This is a genomic window from Nocardioides taihuensis (assembly GCF_042657275.1).
Lineage (GTDB): Bacteria > Actinomycetota > Actinomycetes > Propionibacteriales > Nocardioidaceae > Nocardioides > Nocardioides taihuensis.
This window is the reverse complement of sequence record NZ_JBHSKD010000008.1, coordinates 60,396-76,815: the sequence shown is the minus strand read 5'-3', so window position 1 is coordinate 76,815 and position 16,420 is coordinate 60,396. Positions and strand designations below refer to the sequence as shown.

Sequence of the window (16,420 nt, the reverse complement as noted above, 5' to 3'; positions counted from 1 at the left end):
GACGGGCGACTGGTGTGACGACGTTACACGTCATCTCAACGTGGGGACGGGTCGCCGGGGTTCCCGGACGGCCCGTGACGACCGCCTCAGCGGTCGCCCGGGGGCGGCGTCAGGAGTAGACGTGGGGCGCGAGGGTGCCGATGTCGCGCAGGTTGCGGTAGCGCTCGCGGTAGTCGAGGCCGTAGCCGACCACGAACTCGTTGGGGATGTCCCAGCCGACGTACTTGACCTCGACCGGCATCTGCAGCGCCTCCGGCTTGCGCAGCAGCGTGCAGATCTCGACGCTCGCGGGCTCGCGCGAGGTGAGGTTGGAGGTCAGCCAGGAGAGGGTGAGCCCGGAGTCGATGATCTCGTCGACGATCACGACGTGACGGCCCGAGATGTCGGTGTCGAGGTCCTTGAGGATGCGCACCACGCCGCTGGACTTGGTGCCCGAGCCGTAGGAGCTGACCGCCATCCAGTCCATCTCCACGTGGCGGGTGAGGCTGCGCGCCAGGTCGGCCATGACCATCACGGCGCCGCGGAGGACGCCGACGATGAGGAGGTCCTGGCCCTCGTAGTCGCGCTCGATCTCGTGGGCGAGCTCGGCGACCCGCTCCTGGATCTGCGCCTCGGTGAAGAGCACGTTGACGAGGTCGTTCTCCACGTGGGACGCGTCCATGGCGTCAGGGTGCCACAGGGGTGGCCGTGAAGAGCAGCCGGTCCGCGGCGCGGTGCGCCGTCACCCCCCCGGGGAGCTGCACCTGCCCGCCGCCCGCGCCGCGGAGGCGACCGCGTGCCAGCTCGAGGAGGGCGTCGACGTGGACGGCGAACAGCTCGGCGGCCGGCGCGCCCGCCGCCAGCGCGGCCCCGCGCAGGACGCGGCTGACGAGGGCGTCGGGCTGGTCGGCCAGCACGCCGAGGTCGATCCCGTCGGCGGTGGTGGCCGCGCCGGCGAGCGCGTCGGCGAGGTCGTCGAGGGTGTCGAGGTCGCGGCGCAGCAGGTCTCCGGTGCGGGCCAGTGCCGCGGCGACGCCGGGGCCGAGCTCGCGCTCGAGCACCGGGAGCACCCGCTCGCGCACCCGGACACGGGCGAAGCGGTCGTCGTGGTTGTGCGGGTCGTCCCAGGGCTCGATGCCCTGCGCTGCGCACGCCTGCAGGGTCTGCGCACGGGTGACGCCGAGGAACGGCCGGCGGACGGCGTCGTACGCCGGGCGCATGCCGGTGATCGAGCGGCCGCCGGAGCCGCGGGCCAGACCCAGGAGCACGGTCTCCGCCTGGTCGTCGCGGGTGTGGCCCAGCAGCACCGCGGCCGCGCCGAAGCGCCCGGCCATCTCCTCGAGCACGGCGTGCCGGGCGCGGCGCGCGGCGGCCTCGGGGCCGAGCCCCCCGGCCTCGACGTGCACCGTGGCGGTGACGGTCTCCGCGGCCCCGATCGCGGACATCTGCGCGACGACCTGGTCGGCGTGCGCCGCCGAGCCCTCCTGCAACCCGTGGTCGACGGTGGCCCCGATGACGTACCAGGCGGCGGACGAGCCCTCGAAGACGGTGGCGGCGAGCAGGGCCAGGGAGTCGGCCCCGCCCGAGCAGGCGACGAGCACGACCGACCCGGGCTCGAGGTCGGCGAGCGTGGTGCGGACGGCCAGACGGGTGGCGGCGACGGCGGGGTCGAGGGTCACCGGCGGTTCACAGGACGCGGGTGACCCACGCATCGGGGTCGGTGATCTCGGCCTTGGTGGGCAGGTGCGCGGGCTCCTGCCACACTGCGTTGAACTCCGTCATGCCGACCTTGTCGACGACCGCGCGGACGAAGATGGCGCCGTCGCGGTACTGCGCCATCTTGGCGTCGAGCCCGATCAGCCGCCGCAGCAGCCGGTCGAGCGTGCCGATCCCCTTGCGCCGCTGGTCGAACTTGCGGCGGATCGAGGCCACGCTCGGGATCACCCGCGGGCCCACGCCGTCCATCACCACGTCGGCGTGGCCCTCGAGCAGCGACATCACCCCGGTGATCCGGTCGAGGATCTCGCGCTGCTCGGGCGTGCTCAGCGCCTCCGCGAGGTTGCCGTCGCCGCGGGCCGCCTCGGCGATGCGCTGCAGGCCACCCTCGAGCAGGCCGCTGGCGTCCATCGTGTCGGAGAGCGCCTCGATCTCGGAGAAGAGGTGGTCGCGCATCCACGGCACCGCCGTGAACTGCACGCGGTGGGTCTCCTCGTGCAGGCAGACCCACAGGCGGAAGTCGGTCGGGTCGCAGTCGAGCTCGCGCTCGACGTGGACGATGTTCGGCGCCACCAGCAGGAGCCGGCCGGCGGGGGCGAAGAACGGGTCGAACTGGCCGAGCACCTTGCCGGCGAGGAAGCCGAGCAGCAGCCCGACCTCGGCGCCGGTGACCCGCGAGCCCACGGCGAGCGCGGCGCCGGTCGGCCGGCCCTTCTTCTCGGTCAGCTTCTCGACGACCGGCGCGAGCACGGTGGCGAAGCCGTCGGCGTTGGCCTGCACCCAGCCGCGGCGGTCGACCACGAGCACCGGAGCCGTGCGCTCACCGGCCTCGAGCCCGGTGAAGTCACGCACCAGCCCGGTCGACCGGTCGGCGTCCGCGCGGAGCTCGGCGACGACCGCGTCGGCCTCGGCGCGGCTGACCGTCGGCCCCTCGCCGGCGACCCGCGACCCGAGCGACACCGCGAGGCCCCAGTCGACCATCGAGTTCGTCATGCGCCGACCCTACGGTGCGCGACCTACCGGCTCACCTGCTGCAGTGGCACGCGCCGAGGGCGGCGGCGAGGTCGTCGAGGATCACGCGCGCCTCCCACTCGTCGACCGAGCGCACCTTGTCGGCGATCAGCGCGAAGACCATCGGGACGCCGTCGAGGTCCGTGGCCAGCCCGGCGAGCCCGCTGACGTGCATCAGGGTGCCGGTCTTGGCGCGCACCCGGCCCGGGTGCCGGGCGTCGGCGAAGCGGTAGGCCAGCGAGCCTGTGTAGCCGGCGACGGGCAGGCCGGAGACGACCGCACGCAGCTCGGGCCGGTCGTCGGCCGACGCCGTGCGCAGGACGTCGACGAGGGTGTCGGGATCGATGCGGTCGTCGCGGGACAGGCCGCTGCCGTCGTGGAGCTCGAGGCCGGGCGTGCGGATGCCCAGCCCCTGGAGGGCCGCGGTGACGGCCGCGGCCCCGCCGGTGAACGACCCCGGCTCCCCGGAGGCGAGCGCGGTCTGGCGCGCGAGCACCTCGGCGCCCTCGTTGTCGCTGACCGCGAGCACGTGCTCGACGATGTCGGCGACGGTCGGGGACGTGACCCGGGCGAGCTCCTCGGCGTCCGGGTCGGCCTTCGTCTCCTGCGGGGCGCCCTGCACCTTGACCCCGGCCTTGGCCAGGGCCGCGGAGAACACCGTCGCGGCGTACGCCGGAGGGTCGTCGGTGCGCCCCGGGTAGACCGGCGCGCGACCCTCGTCCACCCAGAGCGCGGAGATCGGGGAGACGACGTCGAGCCGGTAGGTCGGCGGCCAGGTGGGGCTGTAGGCGGGGCCGGTGAACAGGCTCGCGTCGTACCCGAGGCGGACCTTGCGCACCCCGTCGGCCTCGAGCGCGGCAGCCGTGCGGCGGGCCAGGGTCACGACGTCGGCGCGGACGGGCCGGACGTCGGGGTCGGGGCGGAGGGCCAGCAGCGGGTCGCCGCCGCCCACGAGCGTGATCCGCTCGCGGCCCTCGCGGACGACGGTCGTGGCGAAGGTGCGGTCGGGGCCGAGCACCTCGAGCGCCGCGGTCGAGGTCAGCAGCTTGGTGGTCGAGGCGGGCATGGCGGGGTCGGCGCCGTACGAGACGAGCGGGCGGCCGCCGGAGAGGTCCCCGACGACGACGTGGACGGACCGGCCGAGCTTCTTCTTGTCGACGTAGCGGTCGACGACGCGCTGGACCTTGGCCGGGTCGGCCGTCGGGGTCGCCGGGGCTGGTTCGGCGACCGGCTCGGGCGGCTCGGGCGCGGGCAGCTCGAGACCCGGCGGCGGGGGCACGGCGGCCGGCGAGCTGGGCTCGGGGGGCTCGCCGGTGCCGAACCAGCGCGGCCCGAGGTCGTAGCGCCAGCCGGCGACGGCAGCCGCGAGCACCGCGAGCACGAGGACGACGGGGACCCAGCGCCAGGCGGCACCGTTCCCATGACGTCCGTCACGTCTGCGCACTGACGACCCCTTCCGACTCGGCGTTCGCGGCCATTCTGCGGGAGACTGACCCGCAGGGCCGATCCGGGCCACCGGAGACGAGACCCGAACCGGAGAGTCGACGACGTGGAGGAAGCAGCGGTGCTGGAGTTCGACGTGCTCGTGGAGATCCCCAAGGGCGAGCGCAACAAGTACGAGGTCGACCACGCCACCGGGAGGATCCGGCTCGACCGCATGCTCTTCACCGCGACGGCCTACCCGGCCGACTACGGCTACATCGAGAACACCCTCGGCCAGGACGGCGACCCGCTCGACGCCCTGGTGATCCTCCAGCAGCCGACCTTCCCCGGCTGCCTGATCGCCTGCCGCGCGATCGGCATGTTCCGCATGACCGACGAGGCCGGCGGCGACGACAAGGTGCTCTGCGTCCCCACGCACGACCCGCGCCTCGAGCACCTGCGCGACATCAACCACGTCTCCAAGTACGACCGCCTCGAGATCGCGCACTTCTTCGAGGTCTACAAGGACCTCGAGCCCGGCAAGTCCGTCGAGGGTGCCAACTGGGTCGGCCGCGTCGAGGCCGAGGAAGAGGTCCGCGCGTCCTTCGAGCGGGCCCGCCAGCAGCCGCACTGACGAGCTCCTGGGGAGACAGTCCCCGACTTCAGGCCGGCGGACGCACCGCGCGGAAGTAGCCGATCGCGCCGCTGGTCTTGAGGGTGACGTCGGTGAGACCGTCCTCGGCGAGCCAGGTCCGCACGTCGTACGACGTGCAGCCGGGGCCGAGCAGGTGGGCGAGGCGGCCGGCCCGGCGGACCGGTTCGTAGCGCAGGCCGGTGTCCTCGAGGAGGGCGCTGCCGGTGAGCACGCCTCCCGGACGCAGCACGCGGGCCAGCTCGGCGACCGCGGCCCGGGGGTCGGGGAAGCAGTGCAGGCCGGTGAAGGTGACCACGAGGTCGACCTCGCCGTCGGTGAGCGGCAGGTCGGCGACGTCACCGTGCACGGTCTCGACCTGGTCGGCGACGCCGAGCCGGCGCGCGGCCGCACGGGTCCGGACGAGCATGGCGTCGGAGATGTCGAGGGCGAGGAAGCGCACGCCCTGGCCGGGCCGGAGCCCCCGCAGCGCGACGCCGCTGCCGCACGGCACGTCGAGCACCGTGGCGCCGGCCGGCTGCCGCCCGATCTCGTCCGCCGCGGCGTACAGCAGCCGCAGGTCCGAGCCCATGCCGAGCCGCCACAGCGCACCGCCGACGCCCGGGTGGTCGACGGTCCAGCCGTAGACCGGCGCCCAGAGCGGGTCCTGGCTCCAGTGGCCGAAGGGGTTCCTCACCCGCCGGACGCTACGCCGCCGACCGCGAGGTCAGGGCCGGGCGTAGAAGTTGGGGGTGATCCAGTAGTACATCGACACCTCGCCGACGTTCTCGCCGGTGCGCGGAGCGTGCACGATCATCCCGCCGCCGACGTACATGGCGACGTGGTAGATCGACGAGGGCGAGCTCGAGGAGCCCCAGAACACCAGGTCGCCCGGCTGCAGCGACGAGGCCGAGATCGGCGTCGACTGCTCGTACTGCGCGACCGAGTAGTGCGGCAGCGACTTGCCGCCCGCGGCCCATGCGCCCATGGTCAGGCCGGAGCAGTCCCACGAGTCCGGTCCGGCCGCGCCCCAGACGTAGGGCTCGCCGATCTGGGCGCGGGCGAAGGCCACCGCGGCCGAGGCGCCACCGCCCGGAGCAGGAGGGTTGGGCGTCGGGGGCGGGGACGGCGGGGTCGACGGACCACCACCGCCGCCGGAACCGCCCGAGCCACCGGAACCGCCCGAGCCACCAGATCCGCCGGACCCACCAGATCCGCCGGAACCGTGCTGCTGCGACTGCTGCTGCTCCTGCTGGGCCGCCTGCTGGGCCGCCTGCTGGGCCGCCTCCTGCGCGGCCTGCGCGGCGGCCGCCTGGGCGGCGGCCTCGAGGTCGGCCTGGCGCTGTGCGGCCAGTGACTTGCTGATGTGCTGGAGGCGGGCGAGCTCGCCGATGAGCGCGTCCTTCTGCTGCGCGATCGACTGGGCGTCGGCGGCGGCGGCGGCCTCGGCGACCTGCGCCGCGTCGCGGGCGGCCCGCGCCTTGTCCTGCGCGGCCTGCGCCTCGGCGCGGGCGTCGGCGGCCTGCTGCGCGGCGACCTGCGCCAGGGTCGACGACGCGCGGAAGGCGTCGTAGTTGCCGTCGAGCGCCTCCTCGGCCTCCTGCATGGTCGTGGTCCGCTCGGCCACGGTGCTGATGCCGTCGGAGTGCACGATGGCGGCCAGCGCGGTGACACCCGGCGCCATCTGGTAGGACGTGGCGATCGCGTCGCCGTACGCCTGGCGCTGGCGGTCGACGTCGGCCGACGCGATGCCGGCCGCACGGTCGGCGGCGGCGGCGGCGGCACGGGCCTGCAGGAACTCGTAGCGCGCGCCGTTCCAGGCCTCGGTGGCCTGCTGGGCGCGGATCGCCGACTCCTGCAACCGCTGGTTGGCCAGCGCGAGGTCGGCCTGCACGGAGGCGACGTCGCGCTCCTTGGCGGCGGCGGCGTCACGGGCGGCCCGGACGTCGTGGCGCGAGGGGGTGTCCTCGTCGGCGGAGGCGACGCCCGCGGACAGCACGAGGGCCACCACCAGGGCCACCTTGGGGGCCAGGACCAGTGCGCGCACGGCGTGCTCTCCTCGTGGACTCAGCAACTGCGGTCGGGCACCGGGAGCGGGCAATTCACCCCCGGCACTCGAGGCACGCTAGTGCGATTTCGTCACACAAGGAACATTTTGCCCAACTTTTTCACTTTCGCACGGCGTGTCGACTTGCGAACTACACCGTTGTAGTTCCCGACCTTCGTCCCCGCGCCGCGTCCGCAGGCCCGGCTCGTCACCACGCCAGCGGGCGCTGGTAGAGGTCGTCGAAGCCGTCGTCGTCCCCGGCCACCAGCGGGTCGAAGGTGCTCACCAGGAACAGGGTCCGGTCGCTCGTGATGGCGGACTGCCACAGGTGGGCGGTGCCCTGCTCCGAGGCCGGCGGCACGACGGGCACCGCAGGACCGGTCAGCCGGTAGGTCTCGCCCGTGGCCAGGCGCACCAGGTAGGTGTCGACGTCGCTGCGCGCCCGGGGGCCCTCCTCGCCGGTGAGGTCGCGGCGCGACGTGGACAGGGCCCAGCGGGCCGCGCCACCGACCAGCGCGGCGACCTCACCGTCCCGGTTGTTGCCAGCGGTGTCGACGGCCAGGGGGAACAGCCGGCCCGTGGCCAGGTCGCGGACGTACGGTCGCCAGATGATGGAGTGGGGCGTGGTGGCGCCCATGTCGAAGCCGGCGCGGCGCCCGTCGGCCGAGAGCGAGGCGAAGCTGGCCCGGTGGTCGTAGACGTCCGACCTGCCCACGCTGGGTGCGTGGACGCGACCGGTCCGGCGGTCCTTGACGAACACGTCCGACTTGCCGTGGTCGCGGTCGCCGCCGAGATTGGCGGCGCCCGAGTCGAAGCCCACGAAGCGGCCGTCCGCCGAGATGTCGGTGGTGATGCTGCACGACCGGTCGGCCGGGTGGCCGCGTCTGCTGGTGGAGACACGCTCCGTGCGCCCGGTCACGGCGTCGTGCACGTAGACCATGCCGCGGTGAGGGTCACGGGGCGTGAACCGTCCCGAGTAGGCCATGAACGACGTCACGCTGCCGTCGTCGCTGATGCCGCCGCCGTACTTGTATCCCGGCACCTGGGCGCCGCGCGACGTGACCGACACGCGGGCCGTGGTGCCGCTGACGAGGTCGCGGACGAACACGTCGTCATGGTCATTGGTGTCGCCGGCCACGAGAGGTCCGTACGACGTGAACAGGACGTGGCGACCGTCGGGCGTGATGTCGTCGAACTCCGAGGGCTCGGACGACCAGTCGCCGTCCGGCTCGACCGTCACGGGCAGCAGCTCGTCCTGCCCGCGGTCGAGGACGGAGATGCCGGTGAGGTGGGCGGTCTCCCACGCGAGGACGACGTACCGCCCGTCGGGCGTCATGCCAGCCAGCTGCACCCCCTCCACGTCGTCGGGAAGGCCGGTGTCGACCAGCACGAAGTCACCCAGGCCCGGGGCGGTCGTCCTGGCCGGCCGGGAGACGGCGGCGGCCTGCGCGAGGGCCAGGACCACCACGACGAGGACCGCGACCGACAGGGGCCGCAGTGTCGGGACCAGGGCGCTCGAACGGGTGCGGGACATGGTTCCTCCAGGTGGCTGCGCACCTGGCACCAGCGCACCGTGAGGGGCCTGCGACCCGCAAGAGGAGAAGGTCCCCGCAGTCAGGCGGTCGTGCTGCCCGAGGGTGTGGGCTCGCCGGCGGCGGCGGCGGCCAGCCGGGCGCGCTCGGCGTCCTCGGTGGTCACCACGTGGTGCTTGATGAACTTCTGGCCGCTCACGACGCCCCCGACGTAGAAGGACAGCAGGGCGATCAGGATGCCCGCGACGTCGTCGGCGACGTAGTGCCAGCCGAAGTAGAGCGTCGCCACGATGGTGACGCCGAAGTTGGCCCAGAAGATCCAGTGCACCACCCGGTTGCGGATCGTGTGCTGCACCATCAGCGCGACCAGCAGCGTCACCCCGCAGTGGAGGCTGGCGAACCCGGCCACCGACTGCACCGCGCCCTCCACGCCGCCGAGCAGGACGCCCTGGCGGGAGTAGGCCAGCGACTTCATCAGGTCGGCGGTCGGGGTGTGGGCGAGGCTGAAGTAGGGCGCGGGGTACTCGAAGCCCGGGCCGAGGGTCGGCAGGGCGTAGTAGGACGCCGTGCCGAGCGTCCAGCAGACCACCTGCGAGCTGACGAACCAGTAGCCGTAGGAGATCTCGCGCGACCAGATCAACCACCCGGTGACCGCGAGCGGCACCAGCGGCAGGAACCACAGGTAGATGAGCGAGAGGAAGTGCGCGGCGACGTCGGTGCCCAGCACGGAGTGCAGCACGATCGCCGGGTCGTGGCCCCAGAACAGGGCCTCGTCGAGCAGGTGCAGCTCGTAGTCGTACTTCTTGTCGCCCATGACGAAGGGCAGCAGCGACTTGAGGTTCCGGTAGCTGACGTAGGTGATGTAGAAGCTCACCAGGCCGATGACGACCAGGGTCAGCCGCTCGCGGGTCCAGTGGTCGCGCACCCGGTCGCGCACGATCCCGGGCATCTTCCTGGGGTCGAGGCGGGAGAGCCACAGCGCCCGCGGCAGCATGTCGAGCAGGAAGGCGCCGAGCAGGAGCAGGGGCAGCCGCAGCCAGCTCGGGCCCAGGAAGCCCTCGGGGTCGGCCAGCGACTTGTCGAGCGAGACCGCCGCGATCACCGCCAGCACGCCCATGATCGCAGCGAGGCTGATCAGCAGGACGTGGGCACGGCGGTACACCCGGGTGAGTCTAGGAGACGGGGCTACTGGCGCGGGACCAGCGCCAGCCGGGTGCGGTCGACGGTGAGCCGGACCACGTCACCCGGTCCGGGGTGCACGTCGAGCGGCGCGACCGCGTCCACGACGCCGAGGCCGTCGGCGTCGACCTCGAGCCGCACCTGCTCCGGCGTCACCCGGGAGGAGCGCACCCGCGCCCAGATCGTGCCGTCGTGGTGGACGGCGAGCGCGGAGCGCCGCAGGGCGACGGCAGGGCCCGTACGTCGACCGATCGAGCGCAGCAGCGTGGCGGCCGCAGCCCCGTCGAGCACGCGGGCGTAGCCGAGGAACAGCGCCGTGTCGACGTCGGCCGGGCGCCGCCAGACGTCGTCGATGGCGCCCTCCTGCACCACGCGTCCAGCCCGCATGACCGCGAGCCGGTCGGCGATGACGAAGGCCTCGTCGTGGTCGTGGGTGACCATCAGCGCGGTCGTGCCCGCCCTGCGCAGGATGCCCCGCAGCTCTCCGGCAAGCCGCTCGCGCAGGCCGGCGTCGAGCGCCGAGAGCGGCTCGTCGAGCAGCAGCAGCCGCGGCTGCACGGCCAGCGAGCGGGCCAGCGCGACGCGCTGCCGCTCCCCGCCCGAGAGGGTCGACGGCAGCCGCTCGTCGTACCCGGCGAGGCCGACCAGGTCGAGCAGCGCGGCCACGCGCTCGTCGGTGTCGCGGGCGCGGCGCAGGCGCAGCGGGTAGGCCACGTTGCGCGCGACGGTGAGGTGGTTGAAGAGCTGGCCGTCCTGGAACATCAGCGCGAAGCCGCGCTTGTGGGTCGGGACCCGCGCCTGGTCGGCGCCGTCCCAGAGCACCCGGCCCGACGTCAGCGGCTCGAGGCCGGCCACGGCACGCAGCAACGTGGACTTGCCCGAGCCCGACGGTCCGAGCACCGCGAGCACCTGCCCGTCGGGGACGTGCAGGGAGGCGCGCACGACGGCGGGCTTGCCGTCGTACGCCACGGAGGCCAGGTCGAGCTCGAGCATCGTCAGAAGGCTCCCACGGAGCGCACCCGCAACCGCTCGACCAGGAGCACCACGGCCGCCACGACGGCGGCGAGGACCACCGACGCGGCGAGCGCCATCCCGTAATTGAGGTCACCGGGGCGGCCCAGCAGCGTGACGATGACGACCGGCAGCGTCGGCGACTCGGGCCGGGCGAGGAACGACGTCGCGCCGAACTCCCCCAGCGAGACGGCGAAGGCGAAGCCGGCGGCGGCGAGCAGCGGCTTCCAGACGACGGGCAGGTCGACGACCAGCAGCGTGCGCCACGGCGGCGCGCCGAGCGAGGCCGCGGCCTGTCGCTGACGGTCGTCGATGCCGGCGAGCACCGGCACCAGCGTGCGTACGACGAGGGGCAGCGCCACCAGGGCCTGCGCGACCGGCACCAGCAGCCGGGAGTCGCGGAGGTCGAGGGGCGGCTGGTCGAGGGTGATCAGGAAGCCGAACCCCAGCGTCACCGCGGAGACCCCGAGGGGCAGCAGGAAGAGCCCGTCGAGCAGACCGCGCAGCCGGCGCTCCGTGCGGGTGCGGGACCGCCGGGTGACCAGCAGCGCGATGAACAGGCCGGCGCCGACCGCCATCCAGGTGGCGTCGACCGCGGTCTGCAGCGAGACCTGCAACGCCTCGGTGACCGGCACCAGCAGCGCCTGGTGCTGGCCGCGGGTGGTCAGCGCGCGGTAGTTCTCCAGCGACCACCCGTCACCCACCCGCAGCGAGCCGACCACCAGTGCCGCGATCGGGACCGCGAGGTAGACGAGCAGGAGGCCGGTGAGGGCGACTGCCGGCAGGTCACGACGTCCCGGCCGGCGCAGGCGCGGGGTGGTGCGGCTCACCGTCGGGTCGGGGACGGCACGCACCCGGCGTCCCACCAGCAGCAGGGTCACGACGACCACGATCTGGAGGATCGACAGCGCGGCGGCGGCCTGCAGGTCGTAGAGCGTCGTGGTGAGGAGGTAGATCTCGGTCTCGACGGTCGCCACCCGCACCCCGCCCAGGGTGAGCACGATGCCGAAGGCCGTCGCGCAGAAGAGGAAGACGATGCTGGCGGCCGAGACGATCGCCGGGCGCAGCGCGGGCAGCGTGACCGTCCACAGCACCTGCCACGGGCGCGCGCCGAGGGTGGCCGCCGCCTCGGCGGGTCGCGGGTCGAGCGACTCCCAGGAGACGCCGACCGTGCGCACCACGACGGCCACGTTGAAGAAGACCAGGCCGGCGACCACGGCGATCGCCGTCTGGTCGATCCCCAGGAAGCCCAGCGCCCCGGAGCCGCGCAGCAGCTGCCGGAAGGCGACGCCGACGACCACGGTCGGCAGCACGAAGGGCACCAGCAGCAGGGCGAGCAGCACCCGGCGGGCGGGCAGCCGCAGGCGGTGCAGGGCGTACGCCGCCGGGAGACCGAGGAGCAGCGACAGCGCGGTGCCGAGGGCGGACGACCAGACCGTGAACCACAGCACGCGGTGGGTGCGCGGACGGGCCAGCACCTCGGCGACGCCGCCCGGGTCGAAGGTGCCGTCGGGAAAGAGCCCCACGGCGATCATCCCGGAGACCGGCAGCACGAAGAAGACGCCGAACGCCGCGACCGGCACCAGGGCCAGCCCGAGGAGTCCGAGCACGCGCCGGTTCACCGGGTGACGATCTCCCGCCACTGCTCGAGCCACTGGTCGCGGTTCGCGCCGATCTCCACCGGGTCCACCCGGTACGGCGAGTCCGGCTGCACGGCGAACTGCGCCCACGTGCGGGGCAGGGGGGTGCCGTCGACGACCGGGAACACGTACATCGAGGTCGGCAGCGCGGCCTGCACGTCGTCGGAGAGCAGGAACTCCAGCAGGGCGCGGCCACCCTCGGGGTTCGCGGCGCCCGCGAGCAGCCCGGCGTACTCGACCTGCTCGACGCAGGTGTCGAGCAGCGCGCGGGTGGTCGACTCCTCGGAGCCCTTCGGCACCGTGTACGCGGGCGATGAGTCGTAGGACAGCACGACCGGCCGCTCGCCCTGCTCGCCGCCCTGGGTGAACTCGCCGTAGTAGGCGTCGGTCCAGCCGTCCACGACGAGCGCGTCGTTGGCCATCAGGTCCTCCCAGTAGCCCTGCCACTCGTCGCCGTACTCGGCGATGGTGCCGAGCAGGAAGGCCAGGCCGGGCGAGCTGGTGAGGGCCGAGGGCGTGACGAACAGGCCGCGGTACGCCGGGTCGGTCAGGTCGGCGAGGTCGGCCGGCGGCGCGAGGTCGTGGTCGCGGAACCAGGTGGTGTCGACGTTGACGCAGACGTCGCCGTGGTCGATGGGGAGCAGCATGTCCTCCGCGCCGGGCACGGTGTAGTCGCCCGCCCCCGGCGGCAGGGCCACGTCGGTGCGCGCGAAGACGTGCTCGGCGAGGGCGCGCTGGGCGAAGGTGTTGTCGACCCCGAAGGCCACGTCGCCGGTGGGGTCGTCGGCGGTGAGCGCGAGCTTGGTGGTCAGCTCCCCGGCGTCCCCCGAGCGCCGGACGACGAGGTCGTAGCCCGACTCCGCCTCGAACTGCTGCACCAGCGACGTGGGCAGCGCGAAGGAGTCGTGGGTGACCAGCACGACCTCGCCGCCGCCGGCCGGAGTGCTGCCCGGGCTGCCGGTGCTGCCCGACGGTCCGGCGTTGCTGCTGTCGTCGCCGTCGCCGGTGCCGACGAGGCTGCAGGCGGTGAGGCCGGAGACCGCGACGGCGGCGACGAGCGCCCGGCGGGCGGTGCGGAGGAGGCTGGGACGCACGAGGATGACTCCCTACGCCGGTGCTGACCGGATCAGGTTCGGAGGGTCTGCGGCAGCTCCGCACTCTCAGCACGCCTCCGCCGTCGGCGGGTGGTGCTCCCCTGTCTTGTGGCGCCAGCGTAGCCCAGCATCGCTGGCCGCCCGCGGCGCGCCGTCACCGCGTCAGCGCCACCGCCTCGTCGAGCCGCGCCAGCTTGGCCGGGTTGCGCACGAAGTAGATGCCGGTGACCAGCCCGTCCTCGACCAGCAGCGAGCCCACGGCGTCGAGCTCGCCGTCGACGGTGATCCGGAAGGCCGGAGCGCCGTTGACCTCGACCACCGCGGCGTCGAGCCCCTGCTCGGGCGCCACCGCGTCGAGGAACCGCAGCACCTTGTCGCGGCCCAGGATCGGGCGCAGGGCCGCCTTCTTCACCCCTCCGCCGTCGGTGAGGAGCACGACGTCCGGGGCGAGCACGTCCATCAGCGACTGGAGGTCGCCGGTGGCGGTGGCGCCGAGGAAGCGGGCGACCACCTCCTCGCGCTGGCTCGGCGTCGCCTGCCGTCCGTGGGGGCGGCGCTCGTCGACGTGCTCGCGGGCCCGGTGGGCGATCTGGCGCACGGCCGCCGGCGACTTGTCCACGGCGGCCGCGATCTCGTCGTACCCGACGTCGAAGACCTCGCGCAGCACGAAGACCGCCCGCTCGGTGGGGGGCAGGGTGTCGAGGACGACCAGCATCGCGGTGGACACGCTGTCGGCGAGCTCGACGTCCTCGGCCACGTCGGGCGTGGTGAGCAGCGGCTCGGGCAGCCACGGCCCGACGTAGGACTCGCGCCGGCGCGCGTTGGTCCGCATCCGGTTGAGGGCGAGGCGGGTGGTGATGCGGACGAGGTACGCCCGCTGGTCACGGACCTGCGCGTGGGCCTCGGCGCCGAGGTCGGCCCAGCGCAGCCAGGTGTCCTGGAGGACGTCCTCGGCGTCGGCGGCGGAGCCGAGCATCTCGTAGGCCACCGTGAACAGGAGGTTCCGGTGGCGCACGAAGGTGTCGGTGGGCGTCGGCTGGGTCATGGGAGTCACGGCGCCGCCGTCGGGCTGGTCCCGGTGGCGGCACCCCCGAGCGTAGTGAGGGGCAGGTCGCACACGTCGGAGAAGCCCTGGCTCTGCAGGCCCGCGGCGGAGTTGAAGCGCGAGCGCATGTTCTCGAGCGCGACCATCTGGGTGAGCTCCACGACCGCCGGGGCCCCGAGGCGCTCGAGGAGGTCGGCGACCATGCCGTCGGTGACGGTCAGCGGCGTCTGCGACATCGCCTCGGCGTAGGCGATCACGGCCCGCTCGGTGTCGCTGAAGACGTCCGACTCGCGCCAGCGGGGCACCTCGCGCAGCCGGGCGAGGTCGAGCCCCTTGGTGTGCGAGACGTAGTAGCCGAAGTCCATGCACCACGAGCAGCCGATGGTCGCGGCGCTGGCGAGCTCGGCGTAGGCCTTGAGGGTGGGGTCGAGCCGGTCCCACCGGGCGACCTTGCGCTCGAAGCCGTAGACCGCCTTGAGCAGCGGCAGGTGGTGGAAGTAGACCCACGCGCCGTCGGGGACCTGGCCGAAGGTGCGGCGGGCGTAGGCGACCAGGGCGCGGCCGTAGAGGCCGGCGACGGGTGCCTTCGGGATGCGGAACGTGCTGGGCACGGTGTCCTCCTGTGCGGGTCGGTGGCGGTGTGCGTCCTGTCGCGCATGGGACACCGGCCGGACCGCGTCTGTGACAGGTCCGGGGCCGACCTACTGTGTGCGCATGCCGAGTCGTCGTCACGAGCTGCTGGCCAGGGTGGTGCCGCGCCTGCGCAAGTCGCGCGAGCTCGACGACCCCGTCGCCGAGCGGGCGCGGATCGAGGAGTGGCACCGCGGCCTCGACCGCGGCTTCCCGACCCGGCTGGTGCCGCGCTTCGAGCGGCGGTTCGCGCTGGTGCGCGAGGAGAGCGGCGGCTTCCCGACGTACGCCGTGACGCCGCGGGGCGTGGCGCCCACGCGCACGGTGCTCTACGTCCACGGCGGCGGCTACATGGCGCCGATCGACCCGTGGCAGGTGCGGTACGTCGCGCGGCTGGCCGACGCGCTGGGGGCGCGGGTGCTGGTGCCCGACTACCCGCTGGCGCCGGAGCACACGTGGAAGGACTCCTTCCCGGCGATGCTCGACCTGGCCGTGCGCGGGGCGAGCGACCCCGGCGGGCTGGTGCTGGCGGGCGACTCGGCCGGAGGCGGCTACGCGCTCGCCCTCGCGCTCGCGCTGCGCGACCGGGGCGGGCCCCAGCCGACCCACCTGGTGCTGCACGCGCCGTGGGTCGACCTGGCCGAGACGACGCCTGAGACCGAGGCGGTCTCGCTGACCGACCCGTGGCTGTTCATCGGCAAGATCCGGCTCTACGCCCGCTGGTGGGCGGGCTCGGAGGCCGACCTCGAGCGGCCCGAGGTGTCGCCCGCGCTCGGCGACCTGACCGGGCTCCCGCCGGCCCTGGTGCTCTGCGGCACCCGCGACGCGCTGAACCCGGGGTGCCGGCTGCTGGTGCGGCGGGCGCAGGAGGCCGGCTGGCCGCTGACCTACGTCGAGCGGGACGGGCTGCTGCACGTCTACCCGCTGCTGCCGTTCATCCCCGAGGCGCGCGAGGCGTGGCAGCAGGTGCTGGAGTTCCTGGGGTGAACGAGCGCATCACCGGCTTCTCGATGTCCGACGTCTCCTTCGACGAGCTCGACGCCCGCGCGGCGTACGACGTGTGGCGGCTGCGGCAGCAGGTCTTCGTCGTGGAGCAGCAGTGCCCCTACCCCGACCTCGACGGCCGCGACGACGAGCCCGGCACCCGGCACGTGCGGCTGCACGACCGGCAGCACCGGCTGCTGGGCTACGCCCGGGTGCTCGACGACGGCGACGTGTGGCGGATCGGGCGCGTGGTGCTCGTGCCGGCCGCCCGCGGCCGCGGCCTGGCCGACTGGCTCATGGACGCCGCACTCACCTGCTGCGCCGAGGCCGACCCCGAGCGCGACATCGTGCTCGACGCCCAGTCGCCGCTGGCCGGCTGGTACGCGACCTTCGGCTTCACCGCCAGCGGCCCCGAGTTCCTCGAGGACGGCATCCCGCACGTGCCGATGCGGCGGGTGGGGTCGTCCCGGTAGCCACACAATTCACGGGTGAACCCGTG

At 73.8% G+C, this 16,420-nt stretch carries 16 protein-coding genes and 1 riboswitch; of the genes, 3 read left to right on the top strand and 13 right to left on the bottom strand.

Going from position 1 to position 16,420, the window contains the following annotated elements; all coding sequences use genetic code 11:
• Window positions 1-109 precede the first annotated feature (109 nt).
• From hpt to dacB, 4 genes are read right to left on the bottom strand one after another with little or no spacing between them, the layout of a single operon-like run.
• Complete coding sequence (gene hpt / locus ACFPGP_RS08165) at window positions 110-661, bottom strand: hypoxanthine phosphoribosyltransferase (protein WP_378589112.1); 552 nt, start codon at window positions 659-661, stop codon at window positions 110-112.
• Between the two features lie 4 nt (window positions 662-665).
• A complete protein-coding gene (gene tilS, locus ACFPGP_RS08160) occupies window positions 666-1,658 on the bottom strand; it encodes a tRNA lysidine(34) synthetase TilS (protein WP_378589111.1) in 993 nt (330 codons plus the stop codon).
• Between the two features lie 7 nt (window positions 1,659-1,665).
• On the bottom strand, window positions 1,666-2,688 hold the full coding sequence (locus ACFPGP_RS08155; RefSeq protein ID WP_378589109.1) for a zinc-dependent metalloprotease: 1,023 nt from the start codon (window positions 2,686-2,688) through the stop codon (window positions 1,666-1,668).
• 31 nt (window positions 2,689-2,719) lie between these two features.
• Window positions 2,720-4,150, bottom strand: a complete 1,431-nt coding sequence (gene dacB / locus ACFPGP_RS08150; RefSeq protein WP_378589107.1) for a D-alanyl-D-alanine carboxypeptidase/D-alanyl-D-alanine endopeptidase — start codon at window positions 4,148-4,150, stop codon at window positions 2,720-2,722.
• A gap of 105 nt (window positions 4,151-4,255) precedes the next feature.
• Here dacB and ACFPGP_RS08145 point away from each other — a divergent pair, with 105 nt between their 5' ends.
• Window positions 4,256-4,762, top strand: a complete 507-nt coding sequence (locus tag ACFPGP_RS08145) for an inorganic diphosphatase (protein ID WP_465263254.1) — start codon at window positions 4,256-4,258, stop codon at window positions 4,760-4,762.
• A gap of 28 nt (window positions 4,763-4,790) precedes the next feature.
• Here the strand turns inward: ACFPGP_RS08145 and ACFPGP_RS08140 are convergent, their stop codons facing one another.
• From ACFPGP_RS08140 to ACFPGP_RS08100, 9 genes are all read right to left on the bottom strand, one after another.
• Window positions 4,791-5,456, bottom strand: coding sequence for a class I SAM-dependent methyltransferase (locus ACFPGP_RS08140; protein ID WP_378589106.1), 666 nt, complete (start codon window positions 5,454-5,456; stop codon window positions 4,791-4,793).
• Between the two features lie 30 nt (window positions 5,457-5,486).
• Window positions 5,487-6,806, bottom strand: a complete 1,320-nt coding sequence (locus ACFPGP_RS08135; RefSeq protein WP_378589105.1) for a C40 family peptidase — start codon at window positions 6,804-6,806, stop codon at window positions 5,487-5,489.
• A gap of 208 nt (window positions 6,807-7,014) precedes the next feature.
• Window positions 7,015-8,340 (bottom strand): TolB-like translocation protein, encoded by a 1,326-nt coding sequence (locus ACFPGP_RS08130; RefSeq protein ID WP_378589103.1) that lies wholly within the window; start codon window positions 8,338-8,340, stop codon window positions 7,015-7,017.
• Window positions 8,341-8,420: 80 nt separating this feature from the next.
• On the bottom strand, window positions 8,421-9,500 hold the full coding sequence (locus ACFPGP_RS08125) for a phosphatase PAP2 family protein (RefSeq protein ID WP_378589101.1): 1,080 nt from the start codon (window positions 9,498-9,500) through the stop codon (window positions 8,421-8,423).
• A gap of 23 nt (window positions 9,501-9,523) precedes the next feature.
• Entirely contained in the window at window positions 9,524-10,510 is a 987-nt protein-coding gene (locus ACFPGP_RS08120) for an ABC transporter ATP-binding protein (RefSeq protein WP_378589099.1), read from the bottom strand.
• A 2-nt stretch (window positions 10,511-10,512) separates the two neighbouring features.
• Window positions 10,513-12,150, bottom strand: coding sequence for an ABC transporter permease (locus tag ACFPGP_RS08115; RefSeq protein WP_378589098.1), 1,638 nt, complete (start codon window positions 12,148-12,150; stop codon window positions 10,513-10,515).
• Complete coding sequence (locus ACFPGP_RS08110; RefSeq protein ID WP_378589096.1) at window positions 12,147-13,262, bottom strand: thiamine ABC transporter substrate-binding protein; 1,116 nt, start codon at window positions 13,260-13,262, stop codon at window positions 12,147-12,149. Before ACFPGP_RS08110 ends, ACFPGP_RS08115 begins: the two co-directional genes overlap by 4 nt.
• A riboswitch (TPP riboswitch) is annotated at window positions 13,255-13,375 on the bottom strand. Its footprint overlaps the gene before it by 8 nt.
• Window positions 13,376-13,416: 41 nt before the next feature.
• Window positions 13,417-14,307 carry an RNA polymerase sigma-70 factor gene (locus tag ACFPGP_RS08105; protein ID WP_378589094.1) on the bottom strand — a complete coding sequence of 297 codons (891 nt, stop codon included), beginning with the start codon at window positions 14,305-14,307 and terminating at the stop codon, window positions 13,417-13,419.
• A gap of 5 nt (window positions 14,308-14,312) precedes the next feature.
• Window positions 14,313-14,918 (bottom strand): carboxymuconolactone decarboxylase family protein, encoded by a 606-nt coding sequence (locus ACFPGP_RS08100; RefSeq protein ID WP_378589092.1) that lies wholly within the window; start codon window positions 14,916-14,918, stop codon window positions 14,313-14,315.
• A 103-nt stretch (window positions 14,919-15,021) separates the two neighbouring features.
• Here ACFPGP_RS08100 and ACFPGP_RS08095 point away from each other — a divergent pair, with 103 nt between their 5' ends.
• Both ACFPGP_RS08095 and ACFPGP_RS08090 read left to right on the top strand, forming a co-directional pair.
• The gene (locus ACFPGP_RS08095) at window positions 15,022-15,924 is read left to right on the top strand and encodes an alpha/beta hydrolase (protein ID WP_378589091.1); all 903 of its coding nucleotides are present in this window, start codon (window positions 15,022-15,024) and stop codon (window positions 15,922-15,924) included.
• Window positions 15,921-16,394, top strand: a complete 474-nt coding sequence (locus tag ACFPGP_RS08090; RefSeq protein WP_378589089.1) for a GNAT family N-acetyltransferase — start codon at window positions 15,921-15,923, stop codon at window positions 16,392-16,394. The genes ACFPGP_RS08095 and ACFPGP_RS08090 overlap by 4 nt, the downstream gene beginning before the upstream one ends.
• The last annotated feature ends 26 nt before the right edge of the window (window positions 16,395-16,420 follow it).